Raw genomic sequence first — 23,081 nt, 5'->3', positions numbered from 1 at the left:
ACCAAAAACATATTACGTAACGTATAAACTTAGATATTAAATTAAAGGTTGATGAATATGTTTTCAATATTTAAGGAAGACCCAATTAAAAAATTGGACAAACTTTATGAAAGTAAACTTGAAGAAGCTATGTATGCCTAGCGTAAAGGCGATATAAAATCATACGCAATGATCACAGCTGAAGCTGAAAAATTTAAAATACAAATTTTAGAACTACAAGCATCTTCAAAAACATAACAGCTTATTATGGAGACTTCTCAGTAATATGGTTCGAATAATTTATTAGAAAATATATCGCCACAAATGTATTCAGAGAGTCCGAAAAGAGCACAGTGGCAATTCAACAGTGAACGAGCTTTGTTGGTTCAGTTGACCTAGATAAATATTCAAAATATTTATTCCTTCTTGGCACATAGAGTTTATACGATCCACGAACTAAAAAAGTTCACACACTTAACTATAAAATAACATCTCACAGCGTTTAAATTCGCTAGTTATTGATGTTAATGTCCGCTTTCCTATCTTTGTTAACATTAAGCTAGTGATCATTTTTATGGGGCAAGATCAACTAGCCACAAGCTGACATTAAGCTTTTGTGCACCCACAATCATTTTAACCAAAATTTCTGCCCACTTGTGAGGCAGGTTTAAGCTGTGAGTTCATCTAGAAATGCTCATTTTAGCTTTGAACGGACATTAATTGCTTTTATTTATCTAATTTGAAATGTTCAGTTAAATATAAGTTATGGAAGTCCAAGCCTGCATGCTCTTATTAGAAGTAATGCTTTCTTACAAAAGCCATTTAAGGAATAACTTCCCAAGTAAATACTGTGATAAAAATAATTATTATAAATTTGCATCTGGTCACTATTATTGTCGCAGTAATTTTATTTGGTGGTATATGGGGATTTTGGGGAGTGTTTTTTGCTATTCCACTTGCGACTTTAGTAAAAGCGGTTTTAAGCGCTTGGCCTTCAAATAACGAATTTCCAGAGCAGAAAAAATGCTAATCGATTAGCATTCCGCTTGGTTATGGTGCACTTTTTTGATAATCATCCATAACTTGTTCAATAGTCTTGATGCCAAACATTACTTTATTAATGAACGATTCCGAACTATGAATCAAGTTAAAGTTAGGATGCTTTGACCAAATAGTTTTTAATTTATTATCAAGCTCAATAGCGGCCTTTTCTGACTCATTGCGAATAGGGTTGTTACTTTTAATGCTTTCACCTGATTTAGCTGCGCTTTCGAAGAAAATGACTGCATCGTAGCGTAAAAGCTCTTCTTCAATACTGGTATTCATAGAGGTGAAAAAATTTTCATCATTTTCTGGCCAGTATGCTAATCCATCTAATGAGCCACGGTCGCATAAAATAATACTGTTTTGAAAAGTAGTACGTTGAATATCTTCTAAATGCTTTTGTAAATTAAAAATTGCAATTTGTTGTGTTTTTAGTATCTGGTCATTAGTTGAGCGTTCAATACCACCACTGAATATCATTGTTGCCGCTTCAGGTACGGTTGCTATTTTCCCTAAAAATTCACGACGAATTAAGTCGAGAGCTGTTGTTTTACCGCCACCAGGACCGCCAGTAAGTACGATACGTTTTTTTATATTAGCAATATTCATGGGCATTTATAGTGAAGATATTTTTATCACTGTAGCTTGCGGCTAAAACCCCTTCAAGCTTAATTGTAAATATTTATAGTCAAACAATGCATATTTACATCTGTGGAGAACGTCCGCTCTACGCCCTGAGACCTTTAACAAGCTTTTTCTTTAAAAAGTAATGGGGAATTCCTATCGCTCAATGCTTTTAAATACTTGGCTTCATTGTATGGCTCTTTAGTTTTCCAACAACGATATATGATCCGTATCCACTTAAATGCTAGCGAACGCACAGCTGCCTGGTGGGTATTACCTTTTTCCCTTTGCTGCTGATAATAAATTTCCGCCCAATAAGATTGCCTTATGCTTTTAGTAGCCCATTCTATAAATGATTGGCGAGTAAATTTAGAACACTGATATCGCCAATGAATCCAGCTCTTTTGACCACTACGCACTGTTACGGGTGCTATCCCTGCATACATTTGAATTTCCGATGCGCTATTGAATCGACTACGGTTTTCCCCAATAGCCACTAATAGCCTAGGTGCTAAACACGGGCCAGTACCTGGTAATGATTTATAAAGTTCTGCATCCGGCAAAGCATTAAACAACTCACTAATTTCTCTATCAAAGACCTTAATAACCTTCACAGCAACAAGCAGTTGATTAGCTAATGCAACTGCAAGCAGTTGGTGCGACTCGATAACTGCGTTATCGAGAGTGAGCGGCTCTGCTTCACTAATAGATTGAATTCGCTTAACGCTATATGCCGCAGTACGTCCAGGGTATGAGCCAAAAAACTTTTTCAAGGTATCAGCCCTAGCTCTTTTAAGTTTTTGTAGGTTGGGCCAACGTGTAATGAAATCACAAAATATCCCCGATCCTCGGTGTGAAAACCAATCAAGTAAGTGAGGGTAATATTCTTTAAGTGTAATGATTAATCGGTTGCTGAACCGCCTTTTATCATCAACTAACTTACGACGCTGTTCGACTAGATACGTCAACTTCCTAACCGATTCACTGTCCATTTTTAATGCTTTAATTTTATTGGGATATCTCAGCATTAAATCTAAAGCAAGCTCTGCGTCCGTTGGGTCGTCTTTTGCACCGCTGGGTGAAAAAGCTTTACGGTATTGAGCTAACATTGAAGTGTTAACGGGGTGAATAGTGATAAAATCAAATTTTTGAAGTGCGTAAACGATAGGCCCTTTGGATAGTTCAATAGCAACAGCTATTTGTCCTTTGTATTGCTTATGAAGGCTGGTTATCCATTCATTGATCGACTTAGGTGAGTGCTTAATTACTTCAAACTTTCGTGCACTTGAATTAGCCACTTGAACACATACATCGTGTTTATCATTTGCCCAATCAATACCGATATAAACTGAAAACTTAGTCATAACTACCTCCAATTGTTATTGTCAGCATGTATGCCAAAGCTTTTCGAAAGCGATATAGATAGCGTTTATGGGCAAGCCCTGAGTATTCGTTTTTAAGCTAAGGCGTACCTAAGACATCGAAAGTAAAGCGGTAACCATCGAAATGATATCGTATCAATATTCGTATGAAATAGGCACATGGTCTGAACACCCTAATTATAGTTTTATTCAGACTGAAAGGACTATATTCGTATCTTTGTTAACATAAAACAGGGTTGTTTTGACCAGTGAATTAGGTCAGGTTTGTGGCACAAGTGACGTTTTTCATTTACCAAGCAACTAAAAGTAGTTTCTTGGTAAATACATGAACAACTTACTAAGGTCATTTAATACAAACACTTTTATTGCGCTAAGTTTTGTTGTTATACATTTTGTCGAATCCAGGAATTCGGGTCTCCCAAATTGGTCTTTTATCACCAACGACTTCTTTAAGCGTTTCGATAAATAATTTGGTTTTTAAGGGGGAATTTCGATGCGGATATACGGCATAAAAAGTTCCGTAATCAGCTAAATTGATATGTGTCATGATTGGTATAAGTTTGCCTTCTAGCACCTCATTCTCAATCATTTGTGCCGTTGTTACTGTGAGCATTTCTCCAGCTACGGCAGTATTGATTAGCATTTCAACTTCATTAACCTTATAAGCGGTATTTAGCTGAATAAATGCTTCATTTCCTGTGTTATCAAGGTATTTAATTTTATCAATCAATAACCCCTGAGCCGAATATACCACTGCGGGTAGGCTTTCTAGCTTGGGTATTGTGGTTGGTTTTCCGTGTTTTTCAATGAATGAAGGAGCGGCGACGATTAACAGTCTATTTTGCGCTATTTGTTTAGCAATTAAGTTGGACTCTTTTGGTTCTCCAATTCGAAAACCTATATCAAAACCTTCACCCACTAAATCGACTATTCGATCTTCTAAAAGCAATTCTATGCGAATATCTGGGTACTGCGCCTGAAACTTCAAAACAGCTTGCTGCACATATTGTCGACCAAACAGGGTAGAGCTGGAAATTTTTAGCTCTCCTCTGGGCTCACTGTGATAGTTTTCTGCTAAGCGTTTTGAGTTATTGAGTAAGTCTCTCAGTTGCTTTGCTTGATTCACCATTTCAGAGCCTGCGGCCGTTAATGATAATGAGCGGGTAGTACGATTTAATAAATGTACGCCAAGCTCTTTTTCAAGCTTCCCTATTTGCTTAGAAATAGCAGATCTGTTGACATTTCTAAGCTCTGAAACTTTTACAAAGCTACCTAGTTCTGAGACTTCTAGTAAAAGCAGCAATCGGCTAGCGAGATCCATACTCACCTCATTGGTTCCTGTTTGGAATCAGTATAGTTCATTTTACCTTGTTTTTAGATACTTATCTTAATCGTATTATAGCTGCGTAAACTCGACGTGACGGATTAATTGTCGCAGCACTACTATTTGAAGAGGAAAATTAAAATGAAAAAATTAATGATAACCCAAGAAGCTGGCGTGGCTACTGTGTTAATTAAAAACCCTCCTGTAAATATTTTAACGATTGATTTAATTAACGAGTTAAACGCATTTATTCTGTCATTAAAAGATGATCGTGAAACTAAAGTTGTTGTTTTTAAATCGTTTCATGAGGCATTTTTTATTGCCCACTTAGACCTTAATGTTATTAACGGCACTTCAGGTGGACAAGCCGCATCAATAGAGTTTAATCACATGATTGCTAATATCAAAGCGATGAAGCAGCTCTCTATTGCTGTAGTTGACGGTGTGGCTCGTGGTGGCGGTAATGAGTTTGTTATGGCATGTGATTTAGCATATGGCACGGAAAATTCGGCTTTTGCTCAACCGGAATTATATATTAACATTCCAACGGGCGGTCAAGGCGCAGTGCAGTTTGCTCGCCGTTTAGGAAAGGGTAAAGCACTTCAAGCATTACTAACTGGCGCTGACTTTACAGCACAACAAGCTGAAACCTTAAACATAATTACTCAGTTTGTTCTTAAAGCCGAACTTGATGTATTTCTAGCACAATTGTTATCAGTTATTGTCGGTTGGGAGATCCGCGACATTGTGATGTATAAAGAAATTATTGCCGCCTCAATCAAAGATGAAGCTGTCGGCACAGAACTTGAGTTACGATACTTTTTAGAACGAGCGAGAGAAGAAAAAACACAAACTATCATTGCTGCATTTCTTAAACATGGCGGCCAAACCGAACGCGAAGCTAAAGACATGCAAGGCATCTTTGTTGATACTGCTGCAGAGCTCTCAAAGTAGAGTTGAATCACAAAACAGTGTGGCAACCTCAAATGGTAGGTTGCCTCTACCATCTTATTGACTGATTATTAAATTCAAAGATTATGCGTACTCACAGGGCAGATAAAAGGTACTACATCAGTTTGAACACCCATTACTTCTAATAAACCCCAATCAAAATAACCAAAAACGAATATCCTTTCGTCTGTCGACATACTTAGCTGTAGGCAGCACAATTATCGCGGCGGCGAGATATACATAGCTACTTCTAATGTCGTTTACTCCAGATAGCTCTTGTTTTTATTGACGTTATGTAATCGTTCAGTCATTAACCAATGATACTTTGATGTGCGCTGTTATATTGAGTTTTAGCTTTTGTGGTGCAAGTAACCATAAGTCCCATGACGAACAATTTACTAAGCTTATGTAATTTAAGGATAATAATAACTGGCTTGGATTTTGTATTAGGTTTTAATGAAAGAAGCAATTGTGATTACATAATTGTAACTAAAAAAACACCTAGGTTGACAAAAACATGAGCCTTAACAATAAACAGGTTAATAAAAAGAACTTGTTGCATAAAAAATCAATGGATCCAGTAATAGAAGATATCACCGTACTTTTAATTGAAGAGCAACCAAACGTTAGTTCTATGCTAAAAAATGCATTAATGGATTTTGGTTATCATATTACTAAACACATCTCTTTTGATGACAATATTATTGAACAAATTGATTTGTGTAACCCCAGTATTCTTATTCTAGCAACTGACTTACCCAGTGAAGCAATTTTGAAAGAACTCGCTGAAATAAATCAATTATTACCTTTGCCCATTGTTATATTTGCTGAGAATGATTCTCCTAATGTGATTAAAAATGCGATTAAATCTGGCGTAAGTGCTTATGTGGTTAATGAAATATTACCTCAACGACTCAAAAGTATTATTTCAGTTGCAAACGAACGCTTCAAAGCTGTTCAGTCTTTACGTAATGAACTTAAACAGGCGAAAACCCAGTTAGAAGGCAGAAAGTATATTGAAAGGGCGAAGGGGCTTATCATGCAACAAAAGAACATAAGTGAAAATGAGGCTTATAGTAAGCTCAGGAAAATGGCAATGGATCAAGGATGTTCATTGGCGATGGTGGCAAAAAATATTATTGATGTTTGTCAGTTGTTATCAACATCTAAAGCATAGCGAGTGTGTTCTGATATGGTGCATTTCATTATTATTGTGCAGTTAAAGTCGCTAATCAAAGGAAAAAATTGCTTTTAGCCCAGTAAAAACGATGAATTTAATATTGGCACATTATCTGCTTTGTAATAAGTAAGACGATAAATAAGTATTACTTACTTTATCGAACATAGTATCGAACATAGTATCGAACATAGTATCGAATTAGCGATTGGACTGAATACAGAAACAAGTACAAAGCTAGGTACACAAAAGAATAAAATTGAGTTAACACACAGAATAAAATGTTTTTATCAACGGCGATAAAAATAAAGTAATGCCAATCAGATTAATTAAGGGTTCAAATTTTAATGAGGATAAATTTTTAAGAACAAGGCGCTTGATTGAGCAATAGCTGGCTATTGAGATTGAAAGCAACGATGTTATTGGATATTTAGACCATTTAAAAAGATCACTGAGTTAGTCTGATTGGTGTAATAAACCTAGCAGCAACGGCGCTGCGGGATAATGATAGGCATAAGCCTTACACTATACGAGCAATGGCGCTCATCAATAAGCAACCTTAACGGGTTGACTATTGGTGGGCGTTTTTTTTTGATTTTTTATTAGTTTTTAATATTTACTATTTAACATTTTTATAAATCCTACAAGGAATTCATTATGAATTGGAAAAAACCTATAACCTCTAGCCTAAAAAGTTTGTCGCTGAGCATTGCACTCGTTTGTGCGGGCACTTATATCGCTCATGCTGAAACGGTTGGCGAACCAGAAAAGGAAGAGTTGAAGTTCGGTTTTATTAAATTAACTGATATGGCGCCGATTGCTATCGCTTATGAAAACGGCTACTTCGAAGACGAAGGTTTATATGTCACGATTGAAGCACAAGCTAACTGGAAAGTACTATTAAATGGTGTGATTGATGGCACGTTAGATGGTGCGCATATGCTTGCGGGTCAACCTATTGCAGCCACTATGGGATACGGTACTAAAGCACACATAATTACGCCTTTTTCAATGGATCTAAATGGTAATGCCATTACCGTTTCAAACGATATCTGGAAAAAAATGAAGCCAAACATTCCTAAAATGGCGGATGGCAGACCTGTTCATCCAATTAAGGCTGATTCATTAAAGCCCGTTATAGAATCGTTAGCTTCAGAAGGTAAGCCCTTTAAGATGGGCATGGTCTTTCCTGTTTCGACACATAACTACGAGTTACGTTATTGGTTAGCTGCCGGCGGAATACACCCTGGTTATTATGCTCCACACAAAGGGGATAACTCAGGACAGATTGATGCACAAGCCTTACTTTCAGTCACTCCGCCACCACAAATGCCATCAACAATGGAAGCCGGTACTATTCATGGTTACTGTGTCGGTGAACCTTGGAACCAACAAGCCGTGTTTAAAGGTATTGGTGTACCTGTGGTGACTGATTATGAAATATGGAAAAACAACCCTGAAAAAGTTTTTGGTATCACAGCCGCTTTCGCTGAAAAGTACCCGAACACTACTATTCGTTTAACACGTGCGCTTATTCGAGCCGCTAAATGGTTAGACGACAACAGTAATGCGAACCGTCCTGCAGCGGTGAAAATATTGTCTCAATCTAATTATGTTGGTGCTGATTACGATGTTATTGCTAACTCAATGACAGGTACTTTTGAATATGAAAAGGGTGATAAACGAGCAGTGCCTGATTTCAACGTATTCTTTAGATATAACGCAACCTACCCATATTACTCTGATGCTATTTGGTACCTAACGCAAATGCGTCGTTGGGGGCAGATTTCGGATGATAAAAGTGATCAATGGTACAAAGACTTAGCAGCAAAAGTATATCGTCCTGATATATACGCTAAAGCGGCTCAATCATTAATTGACGATAAGTTAATTCCTGCAAATGAGTTTCCAGACTTTACTAAAGAAAACGGTTTTAAAGCACCACAACAACACTTTATAGACGATATTGTTTATGACGGAAATCAACCTAATGCTTATTTGGAAAAATTTAAACTGGGTCTTAAAAAGGGTGACAAGCTTTAAGCGAATTTCTTTAAAGATAAGTTTTAAAGGTAAGCCTTTAATGACTTGTTTTTAAAGGAAAATCGTTAAGAATTTGCTAAAAGCTAATGATAGATAAGGAGTCACGAATGAGTTTAACAACAGTAAATTTAAGTCAGTTAACTATTACCGAGCAGGTGATGAAAGTTTCTAAAAGTATTTTAAGTAAAATCACTAATGCGATGTTACTGCCTGTTATTGGCATAACAGTATTTCTATTTTTATGGTCAATATCAGCACAAAGTATTCATACCTCTTTAGGTACGTTTCCTGGCCCCAATGCGGTTGTTAAACAATTTTCTTCTTTGTATGGCGAACATGTAGCAGAACGAGAAAAAGCTGAGGCTTTTTATCAGCGACAAGAAAAGCGCAATGTAGCAAAACAAGAAAAGAACCCTAATTATGTCGGTAAAATAAGAGCATACACAGGTAAGGAAACATTTTTTGATCAAATCCTTACCAGTTTATTCACGGTAACTTGCGGCTTTTTAGTCGCCGCAATTATAGCCATCCCGTTAGGTATTTGGATGGGGTTAAATAAACGTTTAAATTCAGCAATAAACCCAATTGTGCAAATATTTAAGCCGGTATCACCGCTTGCTTGGTTACCTTTAGTGACTATGGTTGTCAGTGCGCTTTATGTCTCTGATGATCCTATGGTATCAAAGTCATTCTTAACATCATTAATTACCGTTAGCCTGTGTAGCTTATGGCCTATGGTGATCAATACCTCGATTGGTGTTTCTTCAATAGACAGTGACTTACTTAATGTGAGTAAAGTTCTGCGCTTACCCACATTAACGCATATTAAAAAAATTGTAATACCTGCGTCAATCCCAATGATTTTCACGGGGATGCGTTTGTCATTTGGTGTCGCTTGGATGGTACTGATAGCTGCAGAAATGCTGGCGCAAAATCCCGGTTTAGGTAAGTTTGTTTGGGATGAGTTCCAAAATGGTAGTTCAGATTCTTTGGCTCGTATTATGGCAGCAGTTATTGTGATTGGTTTCATCGGCTTTTTATTAGACCGAGCCATGTTGGAACTGCAACGAAAAGTCTCTTGGGACAAATCAAGCGCAAGCGTTTAAGGAAAAATTATGAATTCATCAGCTTTAGAAAAAAACACGCCACCAGCCTTTTTAAATATCAGCCAAATAGACATGGTTTTCCCGACAGATACTGGCGGCTTTACCGCGTTAAAAGGTGTTGACCTAAAAATTGATAAAGGTGAGTTTATCTCGCTTATTGGTCACTCTGGCTGTGGTAAATCAACGGTGCTTAATATAGTCGCCGGTCTTTATCAAGCCACAAAAGGTGGTGTGTTACTGCAAAATAAAGAAGTGAATGAACCGGGTCCTGAGCGCGCGGTGGTGTTTCAAAACCACTCATTATTGCCTTGGTTAACGTCCTATCAAAATGTTGAGTTAGCGGTAAGACAAGTTTTCAAAAAGACTATGTCAAAGGGAGAGATGAAAGAGTGGATTGAATACAACTTAAAACTTGTACATATGGACCACGCTATGCATAAACGGCCAGATGAAATATCGGGTGGTATGAAACAGCGGGTTGGTATTGCACGTGCCTTGGCGATGCAACCGGAAGTTTTATTAATGGATGAGCCCTTTGGCGCCCTTGACGCCTTAACCCGAGCACATATGCAAGACTCGCTCATGGAAATTCAAAACGAATTGAACAACACCGTGATAATGATCACCCATGATGTTGATGAAGCGGTCTTACTTTCTGATCGCATCGTGATGATGACTAATGGGCCAGAAGCAACTGTGGGCGAAATTCTCGATGTTAAACTCGAGCGACCACGCAGTCGATTATCCCTTGCCAAAGATATTGAATATAACCGACTTCGCTCTGAAGTATTAACCTTCCTCTATGAGAAACAAAGAAAGGTAGAAAACATAAGCAGTAAAACTGTGGCGCCAAAGGTAATCCCAAGAAAACGTGCTAACGAAAAATAAAACAAACTTAAAATAAAATATGAAAGGAAAATTAACACATGACATTGAATAAAATCGCTTTATGTCTATCTATAGCCTTAGCAGGTAGTTGTTCATCTATGGCTTTTGCCAAAGAAGCTACGTCAAATTCAGCTAACTCAAGTTCAATAGCGGAAGCTATCAGTAATGGTAAATCTGCTATTAATATAAATCTACGTTATGAAACCGTAGATCAAGACAACGCGCTAAAAGATGCTGATGCCCTTACGTTACGTACGCGCTTAACTTACGCAACGGGCAATGTCGCAGGTTTTTCTTCTTTAATTGAATTTGAAGATTCTCGCACCGTGCTTGGTATTGATGATTACAATAATACTTTAGGTAAAAATACCGATTATTCAGTGATAGCGGATCCTGAAACAACAGAGCTTGACCAATTTTTGCTGCAATACAAACAAAAATCACTGGCCGTCAAAGTGGGTCGTCAGTTGATTACTATGGATAACCATAGATTTGTCGGTCATGTTGGCTGGCGCCAAGATAGGCAAACCTTTGATGGGGTAACTTTAGCTTATCAACCCATTAAAGATTTAACGTTAGATTATGGTTATATTACCAAACGTAATAGAATTTTTGCAGAAGCTAAAGATATAGATTCTAACGATCATCTGTTTAATGCTGCTTATCAAACCACATTAGGTAAAATTACCGCTTACGGATATTTATTAGAAGTTGATAATGATACCGACAATGGCTTAGATACTTTCGGTCTTCGCTTTAATGGTGGCACGTCAATTGGTGAACAGAAAATATCTTATCAGTTAGAATATGCACAACAAGACGCTGACAATGCGGTCATGTCCTATTCAGCAGATTACCTCTTAGCTGAGCTAAGTAGCTCATTTTCAGGAATTGGGATGAAAGTTGGTTACGAATTACTTGGCTCAGATGATGGTAATTATGGTTTTTCGACGCCTTTAGCGACATTACATAAGTTTAATGGTTGGTCAGATCAATTCTTAAATACGCCAAAAGAAGGTCTAACGGATTTATATGCTAGTGTTGGCGGTAAAGTTGCAGGCGGAAAATGGGCCGTTATCTATCATAAATTTGATGCCGATGAAGCTTCTGCAACCGTTGATGATTTAGGCTCTGAAATCAATGCTGTCTATTCAAAGAGTTTTACTAAAAATTATACAGCTGGTATTAAATTAGCCGCTTATTCTGCTGGTGATACAACAGCAGGCAAGGTTGATACAGATAAAATATGGGTATGGCTAAACGCTAAGTTTTAATGAGATACCCGTTACTATTTTAAGCTGAACTCTGGGGTAGTAACGGGGATATAGCTAAAAGAATTTTTGATTTAATCATAACTTGAAAGTGTGACGTGTATTAATCACTCTCTTGTCTACTTGCATAAAAGCAGGCAAGAGATAACTCCCCCGCGCAGCCTTTATTCTGTATTAGATTATTCTGGAATGACCAATTTGTCTTGAGTTTTAAGCTCGAAATCACTGGCATCATGGCGTTCATGCAATTGTTCGTCTAACTCACCCCAAGTACGGTTGACCATTATTCCACGCTTAACCGCTGTTCGTTGGCTAATTTCTTCAGTCCATCGTGTTAAGTGTTTATACTCTTGGGTCTGCAGAAATTCTGCCGCCTCATAAACTTTATTCTGCATCAAGGCCCCATACCAAGGCCATATAGCGATATCGGCAATAGTATATTGATCGCCGCACATGTATTTATTATTAGCCAAATGTCGGTCTAGCACGTCAAGTTGTCGTTTCACTTCCATGGTAAAACGCTCTATCGGGTATTCAAATTTCTCGGGTGCGTAAGCGTAGAAATGACCAAAACCGCCACCTAAATAGGGGCCACTACCGACTTGCCAAAATAGCCACGACATACATTGTGATTTAAGTAACGGCTCTTTTGGTAAAAAAGCATCAAACTTCTCTGCTAAATACAGCAGTATCGCGCCAGATTCAAAAATGGGCAGTTTATTTTCGCCGCGCTTGTCGCTACTAATATCAGCAGAAGTATCTACCAAAGCGGGAATTTTAGAGTTGGGATTTACTTCGACAAACCCTGAGCCAAATTGATCTCCTTCCATGATTTCAATTAAATGCGCATCGTATTCGGCTTCTTTTATGCCTAATGCTAATAATTCTTCCAATAGAATCGTAATTTTCACGCCATTAGGTGTCGCTAACGAGTACAACTGAAGCGGATGCTTACCTACGGGCAATTCTGCTTGATGTGTTGCGCCAGCAATAGGTCGGTTAATACTGGCGAACTGGCCACCAGTTTCTGTCTTCCATTGCCATATTTTTGGTGGTACATAAGTAGATTCAGACATATTCAGCTCCGTAATTATGGTTGGTGATTTTAGATTATCATTAAAACTTGAAAATTAAGTAGTTTAATTAATAGGTAACTTAGCATTGATTTAAGGTGACTTTATAGTTAATTCAGGATATTGCTTTAAACGTCATCTTCGAAATCGTTGATCGAAGAACCATTAATTTTTAGGCACTGGCCACCCGATTAATACCCCACGGGGATGACGTTATTGAGTCATCTGCATAAGCACATAATTCAATTGATATTGGAATAGACATAACTGAACTCTGTTTCATTTCATCAGCACGATATTTTTAATTATCCATCATGACTTTTGAACAACATTATCGCTTAGCTTAGCAAGGTTAACAGCGAGTTTTACTCGTTTGTGGGAACTTAAGCAGTCGTCTTGAGATAATATCAATGGCGACATTGAGCAGCGCTGTACACGTGATAAGCACTAGTGCATTACTATAGCGTATTTCACTGAAATTACTGTCGATATAAAACCCTAAGGTCATAATTCCCAAAATGCCAAACACTGCGGTTTCTCGCACTATGATTTCAAAGCGATAAAACATTAACGCCATCATATTGGGATAGATAGTAGGCATAATGTGGTAGTTAAACTCATTTAACCTAGTCATCTGCATCTGCTGTGGCGTAATCGCATTACTTTGCTTAACAGCCAAGTAAGCAATAACGCAGCCATTATGAATGGCTAACGCGATAACCGCGGGTAACATCGATGGGCCGAGCAGCATTAAAAAAATAAACGCTAAGATATATTCAGGTACTGAGCGGCCTATTAATAAGATAAATCGCCCAAGCCAAGTCAGTGGTGTAGGCCATAAATGCTTACTCGCGATAGCATGGGCGCTTAACGTAATAAAATGAGTGGCAGCTAAGGCAAGTAGCGCTAAGGTAATGGTTGCGATTGCGCCTGGAATGGCTTGGTTCGACAGGATAGTGCTAAACCAAGCAGTGAGTGATGACCATTGAACTTCTGCCAATGTTGTGACGTTTACTAACGCGGGAGGCAGAATATCTTGGCTGATAAAACGCACCAGTAGGCTGCTATCTACGTTAGGAATATCGACCAGAGTCACGCAAGCAATAACAAGATAAATCCCAAGTGATTTCGGTGGACACCAGTAACGAATTGAACCAATAAGGGCAATAAATATAATCAATAAAGCTGCGCCCTCACTGTAGTTTCCCTGTCTAAACGCTGTTTCCATATAAAAACCTAACGTTGGCATTCCGATAAAGCCGAGTACGGCGCTACTACGCAGGGCACACTCAAAACGGTAGCGGGTGTAGCTCATCAGTTGTGGCATCACTTGGGCTATTTTGCCATAAGTGAAACGGCTAATTATATCGGCGCGACTATCGATGCTTTCTAAGGGGTTGTCTGACGATTGATTGATAATGTCGTGAAATACGCGGGCAAAAGTAGCGGCAAACGGAATTGCGATAGCTAATATTCCGGTGATGGGAGACAGACCAAAGACTTGCAAAAATAGCAGCGCCCAGAAAATTTCATGGATCGCACGTAAAAAAGCGCAGCAGCTTGAAACGATAGGGTGTTGGTAAATTAGCGCGAGGGGAGCGCCAAGTACCAGGCCTAAGCAGACGCCTATAATGGCAAAGTTAACGGTTTGAATGATGGCTTGAAACAGGTATTCAGTCGCGAAAAAATCGGGTGTTACAAGCCCATTTACCATGCGAGTTAACTCGAGGAAAGGATCGAAACTGACAATCTCTATATCGGCAAAAGGAATAATAACCAGTGCAATAACCCAGATTGATAAAGTGACTTTTTGCCAATAACCCAAAGCATAATCTGCGTTTTTGACTCGCTGAAGTTCCGACATAAAGAGAGCTACGCGACAGCGTTAGTTTGAAATAACGCTGTGATCTGTTGGTGACCGATACTCTGCTGTTGGCTATCGAGTACCATATGGCCTTTATCTAATGCGATAACGCGGTCAAAAGCGTTAATCGCCAACTCTCTGTCATGAACTACCATGATGACACTCTTATGCTGTGCTAATACGATGTCGAGTAGTCTTGATTTCATCAATGGGTCCAGCGCTGAAAAAGGCTCATCACCGATAAAGGTATCTTGTTGTTGATACATAGCTCTTGCTAACGCCACTCGTTGCCTTTGCCCACCAGAGAGTTGGTCCACTTTTTTTGCCAATGGCTGGTCTAATTCCAACTGCTGACAAAGTTCAGCAATAGCGTTTAAGTCTTTTTTGAAAGGCCTGATTAAATTCACTAAGTTAAATAACCAGTGGTGTCGAGCTAAAGCACCCATAAATATATTGTGATAAATGCTTAAATTATCAACCAAACCTTGTCGCTGTGAGCACAGGGCTGCACTGGTTTGTAACTGTTGATAAATATGATGTAGCAGACTAGATTTACCAGCACCAGAGGGACCGATAATGGCAACCTTTTCACCTTCATTAATTGTCAGGCTCAGATCAAAAATCACCTGAGTAGACGCCTTCTTTTTACCGGTGTACTTACCGATATTATAACCAGCAGTTTTATCATAATGAAGGTTTAGGTTGTCAAGGGTGAGCATTAATCGATAAGTCCTATCTGTTTAGCGACATCTTCCACTGGTTGAAAATCTTCATTTTTAGCTTTGACAAAAGAGGAGCGTGGAAAACTATCTAACAGTGCTGGACTATCCATAGTGAGCAGTGCCGCTTGAACTTTATCAGCAAAGCCTGGACCAAAATTGGCTTCAACATCAGCGCGTATTGTCCATTGGTAATCAGGGTAGGTAGGACTTTTCCAAATGACTTTCACTTTATTGGTGTCAATTTTACCAGCGGCTAGGGCACTTTCCCACACTTTATAGTTCACAGCGCCAACTTGGTAAGTACCTGATTGAACCTGGACAATAGTGCGGTTATGGTCACCAGAAAAACCAACGCGCTTAAATGCTTGTTGTGGCTTTTTCTTTAAATGTTGCTCTATATAATATTGCGGCATCAATCTACCTGAGGTGGAACCTTTTGAGCCAAAGGTGAAGGTTGTCTCGGTAATATCAGGAAAACTATAGCTCATCTCTAAGCCAGTACTGTAGTGAGCAATAAAGTAGCTTTTGAAAAACTGATCTTCATAACCTTGTGCAATGGCTTGCGAGCCAGGCACTAATCGTCTGGCTTGTACTCCAGATAAACCACCAAACCAGGCAAGTTGCACTTGGTTATTTCTAAATGCAGTTACCGCTGCTGAGTAGGATTTAACCGGAACATATTTTACTTCAACACCAAGTTGCTCTTCTAAGTAGAGAGCAACTTTTTCAAAGCGGGTTCTCAGTTGAGATTCGTCTGCATCTGGGATAGCGGTGAAAGTAAATGTTTCCGCGCTCGCGCTGGTAGTCACAAAGAGGCTTAGCGTTAACGCACATAGTACGAGTAATTTAGTCAATATTTTCATAATATCTCAGTTTATTAGAACTTCATCAGTATTTTTGATGTTATTGGTGTAATAAAGTTACGGGTGTTCAGTGGCGCATTATCTCTTAAAAAGGTGTGATTCACACACTATTTACCGATAAAGATGCGTGTTATATCACTTTCGTTAAGTTTGTGATCTTGTTATGCGTAGCAAAATAAATCCAGACAAGGCGAGCAATTGAGCAATGACAGGCTACTGGGGGAGAGCAATGTGTCTTGGAGTCTTGTAACGAGTAGATTTTTTTGATTGAACGCGCTGCTATGGATGTGGAGTTATTAAGGAAAACAGTACTGATAAAAAATATTTCAATAAAGTTCTCTTTGATCATGTGAGTTTTACAAGATATCACCGGAGAGCTAAAGGGTGACTTTAAAGTTCATTAAAGTAAAAGACGATACTACCGCCAGAAAGCGCGCTGCCTTTATGAATATTAATGCCTATGCCGATATTATCAGCTAGTTTAGTGAACTTACGGGTGTCGAGTAATAAACCTACTCCAAACTCATAGAAATGATCTGTACCTAAGCTACTAACCATATCGCCGCCAATATCGGAACGCTGAATTTTTACATAAATAGATTCAGCATGGAATTTCGATTGATTAACGTTAAAGTGGAATTTAAAACCATTATTTAAGCGCCAGCCTGTCGGCTTTGCATCTTGGCTAGACTTAGCTCCCTTAAATGTGACGCCAGAAAATACGTTTAAATCGTTGTTAAATTCCCACTTGCCCCAATCCTTTTTTTGGCTATAGCTTAGCTTTACATTTGGTTCAATAATGAAAGCATTCGCTGATAAATTTAAAAAAACGCCGTCTAATTGATCTTGATATTGCTTTGACTCATCGCTGTTATAACGGTATTTATTTTTATGGTGCATTAAATATGAACCAAACCTCACTCTTAAATTCCAATTTTCAGTCAATTGCCTATGTCGACTATAGGCGAGATAGGCTGAGAAAACTTCATCTTTATTATCATCAGTAATTGATGAGTTAGATAACAAATCATTTTTATTTTCTTGCTTGAGGTAAGAGAGTGATGCGGTTAATTCGTCTAGATAAAAGAAGTTGGACTTTTCTTTTTTAGCTTTATCTTTTGTCTTAGATTTATCGTCAGTCAAGCGCCAAGTATAGGGAATGCTATATACGGTTAATTCATTTCTCAACTTGATAGAATCGCTTTCAGAAAAGCTCTGTTCGTGAGGTTTTAATAACTTGTCGGGATCAAAGTTACCAATTCCTAAGGTGATTGTTTCTGAATCTGTTAGCACGACAGAGGTGGAAAAGAGCTCTTCAAAATGAGTTTTATTATTAGCGATTGAATGATGACTTAATAGAGATGATATTAAGAAAACCAGTGTTTTAAAATGAATTTTTGGTTTAGTTAACATCTAATTAGCGATTTCATAAAGTGAGTCTGTAATGTAACCAGTATAATTAATAAAAAGGGAATTAACCACGAAAACATTAATTTATACGCTAGAGGTTAGCATTGACTAAATTTTCCATGTTATTGATATAATTCAATAACGGACTTGGATAGTTTATAATTTTTCTTAACTACCTGACATTATCATGTATAGTTTGTAGACAGCTATTTCACCTTATCTTTGAGTCAAGATTACCTATATGAAGCATATTCACAGTTATTACTCTCCAAACAATTTGTATAATAAAATAATTGAAGGTCTCAATAACCTGGGTAAAGATTTATCTTCAGTCACTCCTGATGACCTTCAGCCGGTTGATGAATTTCATATTCGTGGTGATATCGCCACTAAAGAGCTGATTGAACTTGGCAATTTTACGCCTGATATGCACATCCTTGATGTGGGCTGTGGTGTTGGCGGTTCAACACGTCGCTTGTCACATGAAACTGGTTGTCATGTTACGGGAATAGATTTAAGTGATGAATACATTGATGCCGCAGAAAGATTAACACAGTTACTGAACATGCAAGCCCGTGTTAAATTCAATGTCGGTAGTGCACTTGAATTACCCTATGCGGACAATACTTTCGATGGTGCTTGGTCAATCCAAATGAACATGAATGTTGAAGACAAGCTGGGTTGGTTAAAGGAAATGTATCGTGTACTCAAACCTGGTGCACGTGCGGTATTGTATGAGGTGTGTGGTCATGAAGAAAAAACTATTTATTTTCCTGTGCCGTGGGCTCAAGACAGTTCAATGAGCTTTTTGATACCGAAAGAAGCATTTCGCGATTTAATTGCCTCCACTGGTTTTAAGATTGAAGTGTGGAACGATAAGTCTGATTTGGCACAAAAGGCCTTTGCACGAATGAGAGAACCTACAGGTGAGTCGACACTGCCAGAACTAGGTTTGCATATGCTCATTGGCAATGACATCAAAACCAAAGCTTATAACATGCGTCGTAATCTTGATGATGAACGCATTAGTTTGATCGAAATTTTAGCGATAAAGCCTAGCTAGGTGCAAAGAATAACTACCGCATCCAAATTGCTTAAAGGGGATGTTGAGCATGTGCTACTTATCCAACGTTCAGGTTAAGTAAGCACTAATTTATATCCTACGCTATAGACTGACTGCACTAGTTCGTTGTCTGATTCAATCGCATTCAGTTTTTTACGTAATTTTTTTATGTGACTATCTATGGTGCGCTCACTCACTACACGATTGTCTTGATACACCCTATCGATTAATTGTGATCTGGAATAAATACGGCCAGGCGCACTCGCCAAAATATTCAGTAAATTGAATTCTATCGCGGTAAGTTCTACCGGGTGTTGATTGATTGTCGCTTGATAGTTGTCGGTGTTTAACTCTACCGTAGTCGTCTGTGATTGCTTAGCGATATTAGTGTTAATGCCAGTGGTTAGAGGCGGGTTGATGCGCCTGAGTATTGTTTTTACACGAGCAACTACTTCTCTGGGTGAAAAAGGTTTGCAAATATAATCATCAGCGCCTAATTCTAACCCTAATAATCTGTCTATTTCGTCAACGCGTGCGGTTACCATGATAATTGCTATGTTACTGAATTCTTGAATTTCTCGGCATATCGTTAACCCGTCTTTACCGGGCAGCATTAAGTCTAATAAAATCAAGTCAAAATGTTGATTTTTAACCGTTGAAACCACCTCTGTTCCCTCATGCATTATGGTGGTTTGGTAGCCAGCTTTAGCTAAGTAATCAGCTAATAATGACGCAATTTTTTCTTCATCTTCAACAATTAATATATGTGACATGTTAATTTTTAATCCTGATCATATCGTTGTCTGCTAAGTTATCAGAGGAAATGTACAACTGATTTCAAGGCCGCCTTGCTTGGCATGAGATGCTTTAATGCTTCCTTGGTGAGCAGACATTATTTTTTTACATAATGCTAAGCCTAACCCTGACCCCCCCGTTTTTCTATTTCTAGAGCTTTCAACGCGATATAAATGGTCAAATAATTTAGGTAGTGAGTTATCGGGCACACTAGGAAAACTATCACTAATAGTAAGTACCACATGAGAGGTTTCTTTGGTTAGTGAAAGATGAATAGTGCCCAGTGTTTGCGTGTACTTAACGCTATTATTGATTAAGTTGTCTATTAATTGGTTGATGCGGGTTTCATCGGCCCATATGATTACATCACTGCTAATGAGTTGTTGACTGATGGTAATGTTCAGCTCGCTTGCCTGCTGCTGATGACGCAGTAAATTGTGTTTAACAATGTCGGCTAAATTCAACTGCTCTTTTTGATAACGCATGGCGCCAATTTCGGCATTTGATAAAGCAGATAAATCATTAACGAGTTTATGTAGATGGTTAACTTCATCATTTAGTGAAGATAAACTATTTAAATCTAAAGGTCTGATGCCATCTTCAATTGCTTCAATTTCTCCTTTAATAATGGCGATAGGTGTGCGTAACTCATGAGATATATTGGCTAACCAGGTATTACGAGAACTTTCATTTTGTTCTAGGGTTTTAGCTAAATCGTTAAAGTGTAGCGACAGTGATGCTAATTCATCATTACCGATCACATCCGTTTTTACTTTAAAGTTACCGTTGTTTAGTGAACGCATAGCATGCTCTAAACGTTTAATGGGCCTAACAAAGTGACGTGATAAGGGGACAGCAATAACGATAATGATTAGGAAAAGTCCGAGGACAATATAAAGCAGGTTAGCGTTAATTTGTGCAAGAAATGCTAAATCAAACTCATCAGTTAGTTTTGTTTTAGGCGGTAAAGCTAAATAGCCAATAAGATCTCCATTCAAGTGAATGGCTTGTAAGCTAAAGTCAGGTGTCATTCTCCCCAATATTAATTGTTTATCTGCATCGAGCAAACTTGGGTGCAACGCGCCTTGGTTTTGAGGAGGCCTTGGTTGACGGTCTTCGGGTCTTGAACTGCGCTGAAAATTTGAACGTGGCGGTGGTCTATTATGCTTAGGCATAAAATCATCGTTGGCAGCTAAATATTGCCTGACATCCGTTGGAAGTTTAACGCCGTCATGTGAAAGTTTTAATAGTTTCCGCCAAGTTTGGCTAGGTCTGAATTGATCGTTTTGTACGGGAGGAGATGAAAAACGTTCATGCTTTCTTGGAGGAGGGCGTCTGTTGTTATTACTTGCAGCCACTAAGGTTGTCCAACGTTGTTCTTGCTGATAAAAAGTGGCTAAGTTGTTTGATAAGAGCTGTAAACTTGCCAGTTCCTTTTTATTAACGTAATCCAACATGCCACGATCAAAGCTCCACTGCACCGCAATATAAATAATACTCAGCAATAATAAGCTAATAAATAACAGTGTTAGTATTAATTTAGTAAATATTTTCATGGCTCAAATCATAAGTATAGGGTCAGTTGTTATTGATGAATTTATAGTGCTGATATGTGCTTTATTTTTTATAAAGCCCGCACAATAAAGGATTCATCTGATTATCGATTTATGGATTCATCGTTTATAGATTTGTTGTTAAACGCTTCGTTCCATTGTTTCCTTAGTGCTAAATACTCTAGGTCATCACGGTTTAATTGCTTGGCCAGCACTCTTTCCATTAAGTAGTTAAAGCGCATTATTTTACGTAAACTCATGTTATTCATCCTTAATTGTCATTTTAATTAATCCTTTAATTAACGATATAATAATGCTTTAGTGAATGTATTGGAACTACTCATCAGATAATGTTTCTAAAAAGGCCATTAAGTTATCAATTTCATTTTCTGTTAAATTCAGTTCACCAATGCGTCCACCTTGATCGACGTTTTGGTTAACTTCTGGCGCATCGGTAAAGGTTGTGTCCCGAGTATTATAAAAATTGATGACCTCTCTTAATGTGGTGAATACACCGTTGTGCATATAAGGGGCTGTGTGAGCGATATTGCGCAAGGTTGATACTCTAAATTGTCCATCGTTACGATCATTACCTGATTGTGCTCCTAAGCCTAAATCAATGAAGAGCGGATCCTCAATAAACGCAGGCAATAAAGGGTTGCTCGGTACACCAATATTTTTATAGCTGAAGTCTGAAAATATTTCAGAATTGTTGGTGTTATTGGTATTAGCTCCAACAGCGTTAGTGCCGTGGCAACGTTGACAATCACCTTTGTTGTTAAAAATATCTTGTCCTTGGCGTTCAGCGTTGGTGAAGACTGCCGTACCAGCTTGGACTTGGTCGAACTTTGAAGAAAAAGGAGAGAAAAGAGATGTTCTTTCAAAGGCGGCAATCGCATCAGCAACGTAATTATATGCGCGGTCTGTTTCTAGCAAAACGTCATCTCCAAATAATAATTCAAACTCAGTGGCGTAGGTACTTTGAGCGACTTTGCTAATCACCTCATTGGCACTGGCATTGCCCATTTCTACGGGATTAAGAAACGGTCCCTTTGCCTGTTCTTCTAATGAGGCTGCTCTACCATCTAAAAACAAGCCACCCATAAATCCTTGTGTTCCGCCAGGTACTGGGTTTTGCGGCGAGGGTATATGAGCGCTATAGCTTGCAGTTGGGGAGTTACGAGTACCAAAACTGCTGCCATCTGCGCCTACGGACGTTGGATTTGCCGTGTTAGGATCATCAAAACCAGTATTCAAATCGTGACAACTTGCACAGGACTGACCGATAGGATTTGATAAGTTAGTATCGTGATAGAGCAGGTTACCCAAATTGACTAATATGGCGGTATCAACAATGCTGCCATCAAGCAATGTCGTTGTTAGACTTGGCGCCAGCACTTCAATCGATATCGTCGCAATGTTTGAATTATCATCGCCGTCATTGGCTATGAAAGTGAAACTGTCACTGCCGATAAAATTGTTGTTGGTGGTGTAAATGATGCTGTTATTATTTTGGCTAATAACACCATTTTCAGGGGGATTTTCAATAGTGTAGATAAGTGGTGAACTTTCATTGTCTGTCGCTACTAAGGTTATAGTAATGGTCTCATTACTTTGTAGTGTTACGACATTATCAAAAGCGATAGGTGCCTGGTTAATACTATTGGCTGTTGGTTGAGTACTTTGAGTCTCCACAGGTATTACTTCAGTAATGCTGTCATTAGATGAATCATCTGAATTACAACCAGACAAGGTCAGTGCCGATAGGGTGAGTACAGCGACGGAAAGTAACGTTGTATTTGCTGATTTTTTTGAGTTAAAAAATAAAGTGTTAATAAGCATGGCTAACTTCGCTATAAATAGAGTTAGCTATACGTTAACAGTGAAAAGTGTAAGCACTATGGAACAATTAAGGAAGAAATGTGCAAATGGAAAGTTAACTTAAGTGA

General features: G+C 38.4%; 20 protein-coding genes and 1 pseudogene. 9 read left to right on the top strand and 12 right to left on the bottom strand.

Annotated features, from left to right (window positions below):
• Nucleotides 1-51 precede the first annotated feature (51 nt).
• Nucleotides 52-237 (top strand): annotated as a pseudogene (locus CPS_RS24160) (DUF6435 family protein).
• Nucleotides 238-829: 592 nt separating this feature from the next.
• Nucleotides 830-1,009, top strand: a complete 180-nt coding sequence (locus tag CPS_RS14850) for an AI-2E family transporter (protein ID WP_011044085.1) — start codon at nucleotides 830-832, stop codon at nucleotides 1,007-1,009.
• A gap of 20 nt (nucleotides 1,010-1,029) precedes the next feature.
• On the opposite strand, the gene CPS_RS14845 is transcribed toward CPS_RS14850, so the two are convergent.
• The 3 genes from CPS_RS14845 to CPS_RS14835 all read right to left on the bottom strand — a co-directional run bounded on the left by CPS_RS14845 (nucleotide 1,030) and on the right by CPS_RS14835 (nucleotide 4,350).
• Entirely contained in the window at nucleotides 1,030-1,632 is a 603-nt protein-coding gene (locus tag CPS_RS14845; protein WP_041737897.1) for an AAA family ATPase, read from the bottom strand.
• 134 nt (nucleotides 1,633-1,766) lie between these two features.
• A complete protein-coding gene (locus CPS_RS14840) occupies nucleotides 1,767-3,011 on the bottom strand; it encodes an IS110-like element ISCps4 family transposase (RefSeq protein WP_011042246.1) in 1,245 nt (414 codons plus the stop codon).
• A gap of 388 nt (nucleotides 3,012-3,399) precedes the next feature.
• Nucleotides 3,400-4,350 (bottom strand): LysR family transcriptional regulator, encoded by a 951-nt coding sequence (locus CPS_RS14835; RefSeq protein ID WP_011044083.1) that lies wholly within the window; start codon nucleotides 4,348-4,350, stop codon nucleotides 3,400-3,402.
• A gap of 144 nt (nucleotides 4,351-4,494) precedes the next feature.
• On the opposite strand from CPS_RS14835, the gene CPS_RS14830 reads away from it, so the two are divergent.
• The 6 genes from CPS_RS14830 (at nucleotide 4,495) to CPS_RS14805 (ending at nucleotide 11,792) form a co-directional block, all read left to right on the top strand.
• The gene (locus CPS_RS14830) at nucleotides 4,495-5,307 is read left to right on the top strand and encodes an enoyl-CoA hydratase/isomerase family protein (RefSeq protein ID WP_011044082.1); all 813 of its coding nucleotides are present in this window, start codon (nucleotides 4,495-4,497) and stop codon (nucleotides 5,305-5,307) included.
• Nucleotides 5,308-5,821: 514 nt separating this feature from the next.
• Complete coding sequence (locus tag CPS_RS14825; protein ID WP_049757894.1) at nucleotides 5,822-6,481, top strand: ANTAR domain-containing response regulator; 660 nt, start codon at nucleotides 5,822-5,824, stop codon at nucleotides 6,479-6,481.
• A gap of 657 nt (nucleotides 6,482-7,138) precedes the next feature.
• Nucleotides 7,139-8,524 carry a CmpA/NrtA family ABC transporter substrate-binding protein gene (locus CPS_RS14820; protein ID WP_011044079.1) on the top strand — a complete coding sequence of 462 codons (1,386 nt, stop codon included), beginning with the start codon at nucleotides 7,139-7,141 and terminating at the stop codon, nucleotides 8,522-8,524.
• 158 nt (nucleotides 8,525-8,682) lie between these two features.
• On the top strand, nucleotides 8,683-9,630 hold the full coding sequence (locus CPS_RS14815; protein WP_011044078.1) for an ABC transporter permease: 948 nt from the start codon (nucleotides 8,683-8,685) through the stop codon (nucleotides 9,628-9,630).
• A 72-nt stretch (nucleotides 9,631-9,702) separates the two neighbouring features.
• Nucleotides 9,703-10,518, top strand: coding sequence for an ABC transporter ATP-binding protein (locus CPS_RS14810; protein WP_420794796.1), 816 nt, complete (start codon nucleotides 9,703-9,705; stop codon nucleotides 10,516-10,518).
• A 38-nt stretch (nucleotides 10,519-10,556) separates the two neighbouring features.
• A complete protein-coding gene (locus CPS_RS14805; RefSeq protein ID WP_011044076.1) occupies nucleotides 10,557-11,792 on the top strand; it encodes an alginate export family protein in 1,236 nt (411 codons plus the stop codon).
• A 176-nt stretch (nucleotides 11,793-11,968) separates the two neighbouring features.
• Here CPS_RS14805 and yghU read toward each other — a convergent pair whose 3' ends face one another.
• The 5 genes from yghU to CPS_RS14780 form a co-directional block, all read right to left on the bottom strand.
• Nucleotides 11,969-12,865, bottom strand: coding sequence for a glutathione-dependent disulfide-bond oxidoreductase (yghU, locus tag CPS_RS14800; protein WP_011044075.1), 897 nt, complete (start codon nucleotides 12,863-12,865; stop codon nucleotides 11,969-11,971).
• A gap of 349 nt (nucleotides 12,866-13,214) precedes the next feature.
• Nucleotides 13,215-14,726, bottom strand: a complete 1,512-nt coding sequence (locus CPS_RS14795) for a PhnE/PtxC family ABC transporter permease (protein WP_011044074.1) — start codon at nucleotides 14,724-14,726, stop codon at nucleotides 13,215-13,217.
• 8 nt (nucleotides 14,727-14,734) lie between these two features.
• On the bottom strand, nucleotides 14,735-15,445 hold the full coding sequence (locus CPS_RS14790; protein ID WP_011044073.1) for an ATP-binding cassette domain-containing protein: 711 nt from the start codon (nucleotides 15,443-15,445) through the stop codon (nucleotides 14,735-14,737).
• The gene (locus CPS_RS14785) at nucleotides 15,445-16,311 is read right to left on the bottom strand and encodes a putative selenate ABC transporter substrate-binding protein (protein ID WP_011044072.1); all 867 of its coding nucleotides are present in this window, start codon (nucleotides 16,309-16,311) and stop codon (nucleotides 15,445-15,447) included. The genes CPS_RS14790 and CPS_RS14785 overlap by 1 nt, the downstream gene beginning before the upstream one ends.
• A 390-nt stretch (nucleotides 16,312-16,701) precedes the next feature.
• Nucleotides 16,702-17,724 carry a Solitary outer membrane autotransporter beta-barrel domain gene (locus CPS_RS14780; RefSeq protein ID WP_011044070.1) on the bottom strand — a complete coding sequence of 341 codons (1,023 nt, stop codon included), beginning with the start codon at nucleotides 17,722-17,724 and terminating at the stop codon, nucleotides 16,702-16,704.
• Between the two features lie 238 nt (nucleotides 17,725-17,962).
• Here CPS_RS14780 and CPS_RS14775 point away from each other — a divergent pair, with 238 nt between their 5' ends.
• Complete coding sequence (locus CPS_RS14775; protein WP_011044069.1) at nucleotides 17,963-18,784, top strand: class I SAM-dependent methyltransferase; 822 nt, start codon at nucleotides 17,963-17,965, stop codon at nucleotides 18,782-18,784.
• A 74-nt stretch (nucleotides 18,785-18,858) separates the two neighbouring features.
• Here the strand turns inward: CPS_RS14775 and CPS_RS14770 are convergent, their stop codons facing one another.
• The 4 genes from CPS_RS14770 to CPS_RS14760 all read right to left on the bottom strand — a co-directional run bounded on the left by CPS_RS14770 (nucleotide 18,859) and on the right by CPS_RS14760 (nucleotide 22,974).
• On the bottom strand, nucleotides 18,859-19,557 hold the full coding sequence (locus tag CPS_RS14770) for a response regulator (protein WP_011044068.1): 699 nt from the start codon (nucleotides 19,555-19,557) through the stop codon (nucleotides 18,859-18,861).
• Between the two features lie 33 nt (nucleotides 19,558-19,590).
• Complete coding sequence (locus tag CPS_RS14765) at nucleotides 19,591-21,135, bottom strand: ATP-binding protein (RefSeq protein ID WP_011044067.1); 1,545 nt, start codon at nucleotides 21,133-21,135, stop codon at nucleotides 19,591-19,593.
• 101 nt (nucleotides 21,136-21,236) lie between these two features.
• Nucleotides 21,237-21,392, bottom strand: a complete 156-nt coding sequence (locus tag CPS_RS23940) for a hypothetical protein (protein ID WP_011044066.1) — start codon at nucleotides 21,390-21,392, stop codon at nucleotides 21,237-21,239.
• A 76-nt stretch (nucleotides 21,393-21,468) separates the two neighbouring features.
• Nucleotides 21,469-22,974 carry a cytochrome c peroxidase gene (locus CPS_RS14760; protein ID WP_049757893.1) on the bottom strand — a complete coding sequence of 502 codons (1,506 nt, stop codon included), beginning with the start codon at nucleotides 22,972-22,974 and terminating at the stop codon, nucleotides 21,469-21,471.
• Nucleotides 22,975-23,081 lie beyond the last annotated feature (107 nt).

This window comes from Colwellia psychrerythraea 34H (assembly GCF_000012325.1).
Taxonomy (GTDB): domain Bacteria; phylum Pseudomonadota; class Gammaproteobacteria; order Enterobacterales; family Alteromonadaceae; genus Colwellia; species Colwellia psychrerythraea_A.
The sequence above is the reverse complement of the archived record's forward strand: the minus strand, read 5'-3'. Positions and strand labels throughout refer to the sequence as shown.

What these genes read in the sequence shown, in the direction of transcription:
- CPS_RS14765 (WP_011044067.1), bottom strand. Translation starts at nt 21,135, where the DNA reads ATGAAAATATTTACTAAATTAATACTAACACTGTTATTTATTAGCTTA.
- CPS_RS14795 (WP_011044074.1), bottom strand. Translation starts at nt 14,726, where the DNA reads ATGTCGGAACTTCAGCGAGTCAAAAACGCAGATTATGCTTTGGGTTAT.
- CPS_RS14785 (WP_011044072.1), bottom strand. Translation starts at nt 16,311, where the DNA reads ATGAAAATATTGACTAAATTACTCGTACTATGTGCGTTAACGCTAAGC.
- CPS_RS14840 (WP_011042246.1), bottom strand. Translation starts at nt 3,011, where the DNA reads ATGACTAAGTTTTCAGTTTATATCGGTATTGATTGGGCAAATGATAAA.
- CPS_RS14760 (WP_049757893.1), bottom strand. Translation starts at nt 22,974, where the DNA reads ATGCTTATTAACACTTTATTTTTTAACTCAAAAAAATCAGCAAATACA.
- CPS_RS14820 (WP_011044079.1), top strand. Translation starts at nt 7,139, where the DNA reads ATGAATTGGAAAAAACCTATAACCTCTAGCCTAAAAAGTTTGTCGCTG.
- CPS_RS14810 (WP_420794796.1), top strand. Translation starts at nt 9,703, where the DNA reads ATGGTTTTCCCGACAGATACTGGCGGCTTTACCGCGTTAAAAGGTGTT.
- CPS_RS14805 (WP_011044076.1), top strand. Translation starts at nt 10,557, where the DNA reads ATGACATTGAATAAAATCGCTTTATGTCTATCTATAGCCTTAGCAGGT.
- CPS_RS14815 (WP_011044078.1), top strand. Translation starts at nt 8,683, where the DNA reads ATGAAAGTTTCTAAAAGTATTTTAAGTAAAATCACTAATGCGATGTTA.
- CPS_RS23940 (WP_011044066.1), bottom strand. Translation starts at nt 21,392, where the DNA reads ATGAGTTTACGTAAAATAATGCGCTTTAACTACTTAATGGAAAGAGTG.
- yghU (WP_011044075.1), bottom strand. Translation starts at nt 12,865, where the DNA reads ATGTCTGAATCTACTTATGTACCACCAAAAATATGGCAATGGAAGACA.
- CPS_RS14830 (WP_011044082.1), top strand. Translation starts at nt 4,495, where the DNA reads ATGAAAAAATTAATGATAACCCAAGAAGCTGGCGTGGCTACTGTGTTA.
- CPS_RS14845 (WP_041737897.1), bottom strand. Translation starts at nt 1,632, where the DNA reads ATGAATATTGCTAATATAAAAAAACGTATCGTACTTACTGGCGGTCCT.
- CPS_RS14825 (WP_049757894.1), top strand. Translation starts at nt 5,822, where the DNA reads ATGAGCCTTAACAATAAACAGGTTAATAAAAAGAACTTGTTGCATAAA.
- CPS_RS14835 (WP_011044083.1), bottom strand. Translation starts at nt 4,350, where the DNA reads ATGGATCTCGCTAGCCGATTGCTGCTTTTACTAGAAGTCTCAGAACTA.
- CPS_RS14770 (WP_011044068.1), bottom strand. Translation starts at nt 19,557, where the DNA reads ATGTCACATATATTAATTGTTGAAGATGAAGAAAAAATTGCGTCATTA.
- CPS_RS14775 (WP_011044069.1), top strand. Translation starts at nt 17,963, where the DNA reads ATGAAGCATATTCACAGTTATTACTCTCCAAACAATTTGTATAATAAA.
- CPS_RS14790 (WP_011044073.1), bottom strand. Translation starts at nt 15,445, where the DNA reads ATGCTCACCCTTGACAACCTAAACCTTCATTATGATAAAACTGCTGGT.
- CPS_RS14780 (WP_011044070.1), bottom strand. Translation starts at nt 17,724, where the DNA reads ATGTTAACTAAACCAAAAATTCATTTTAAAACACTGGTTTTCTTAATA.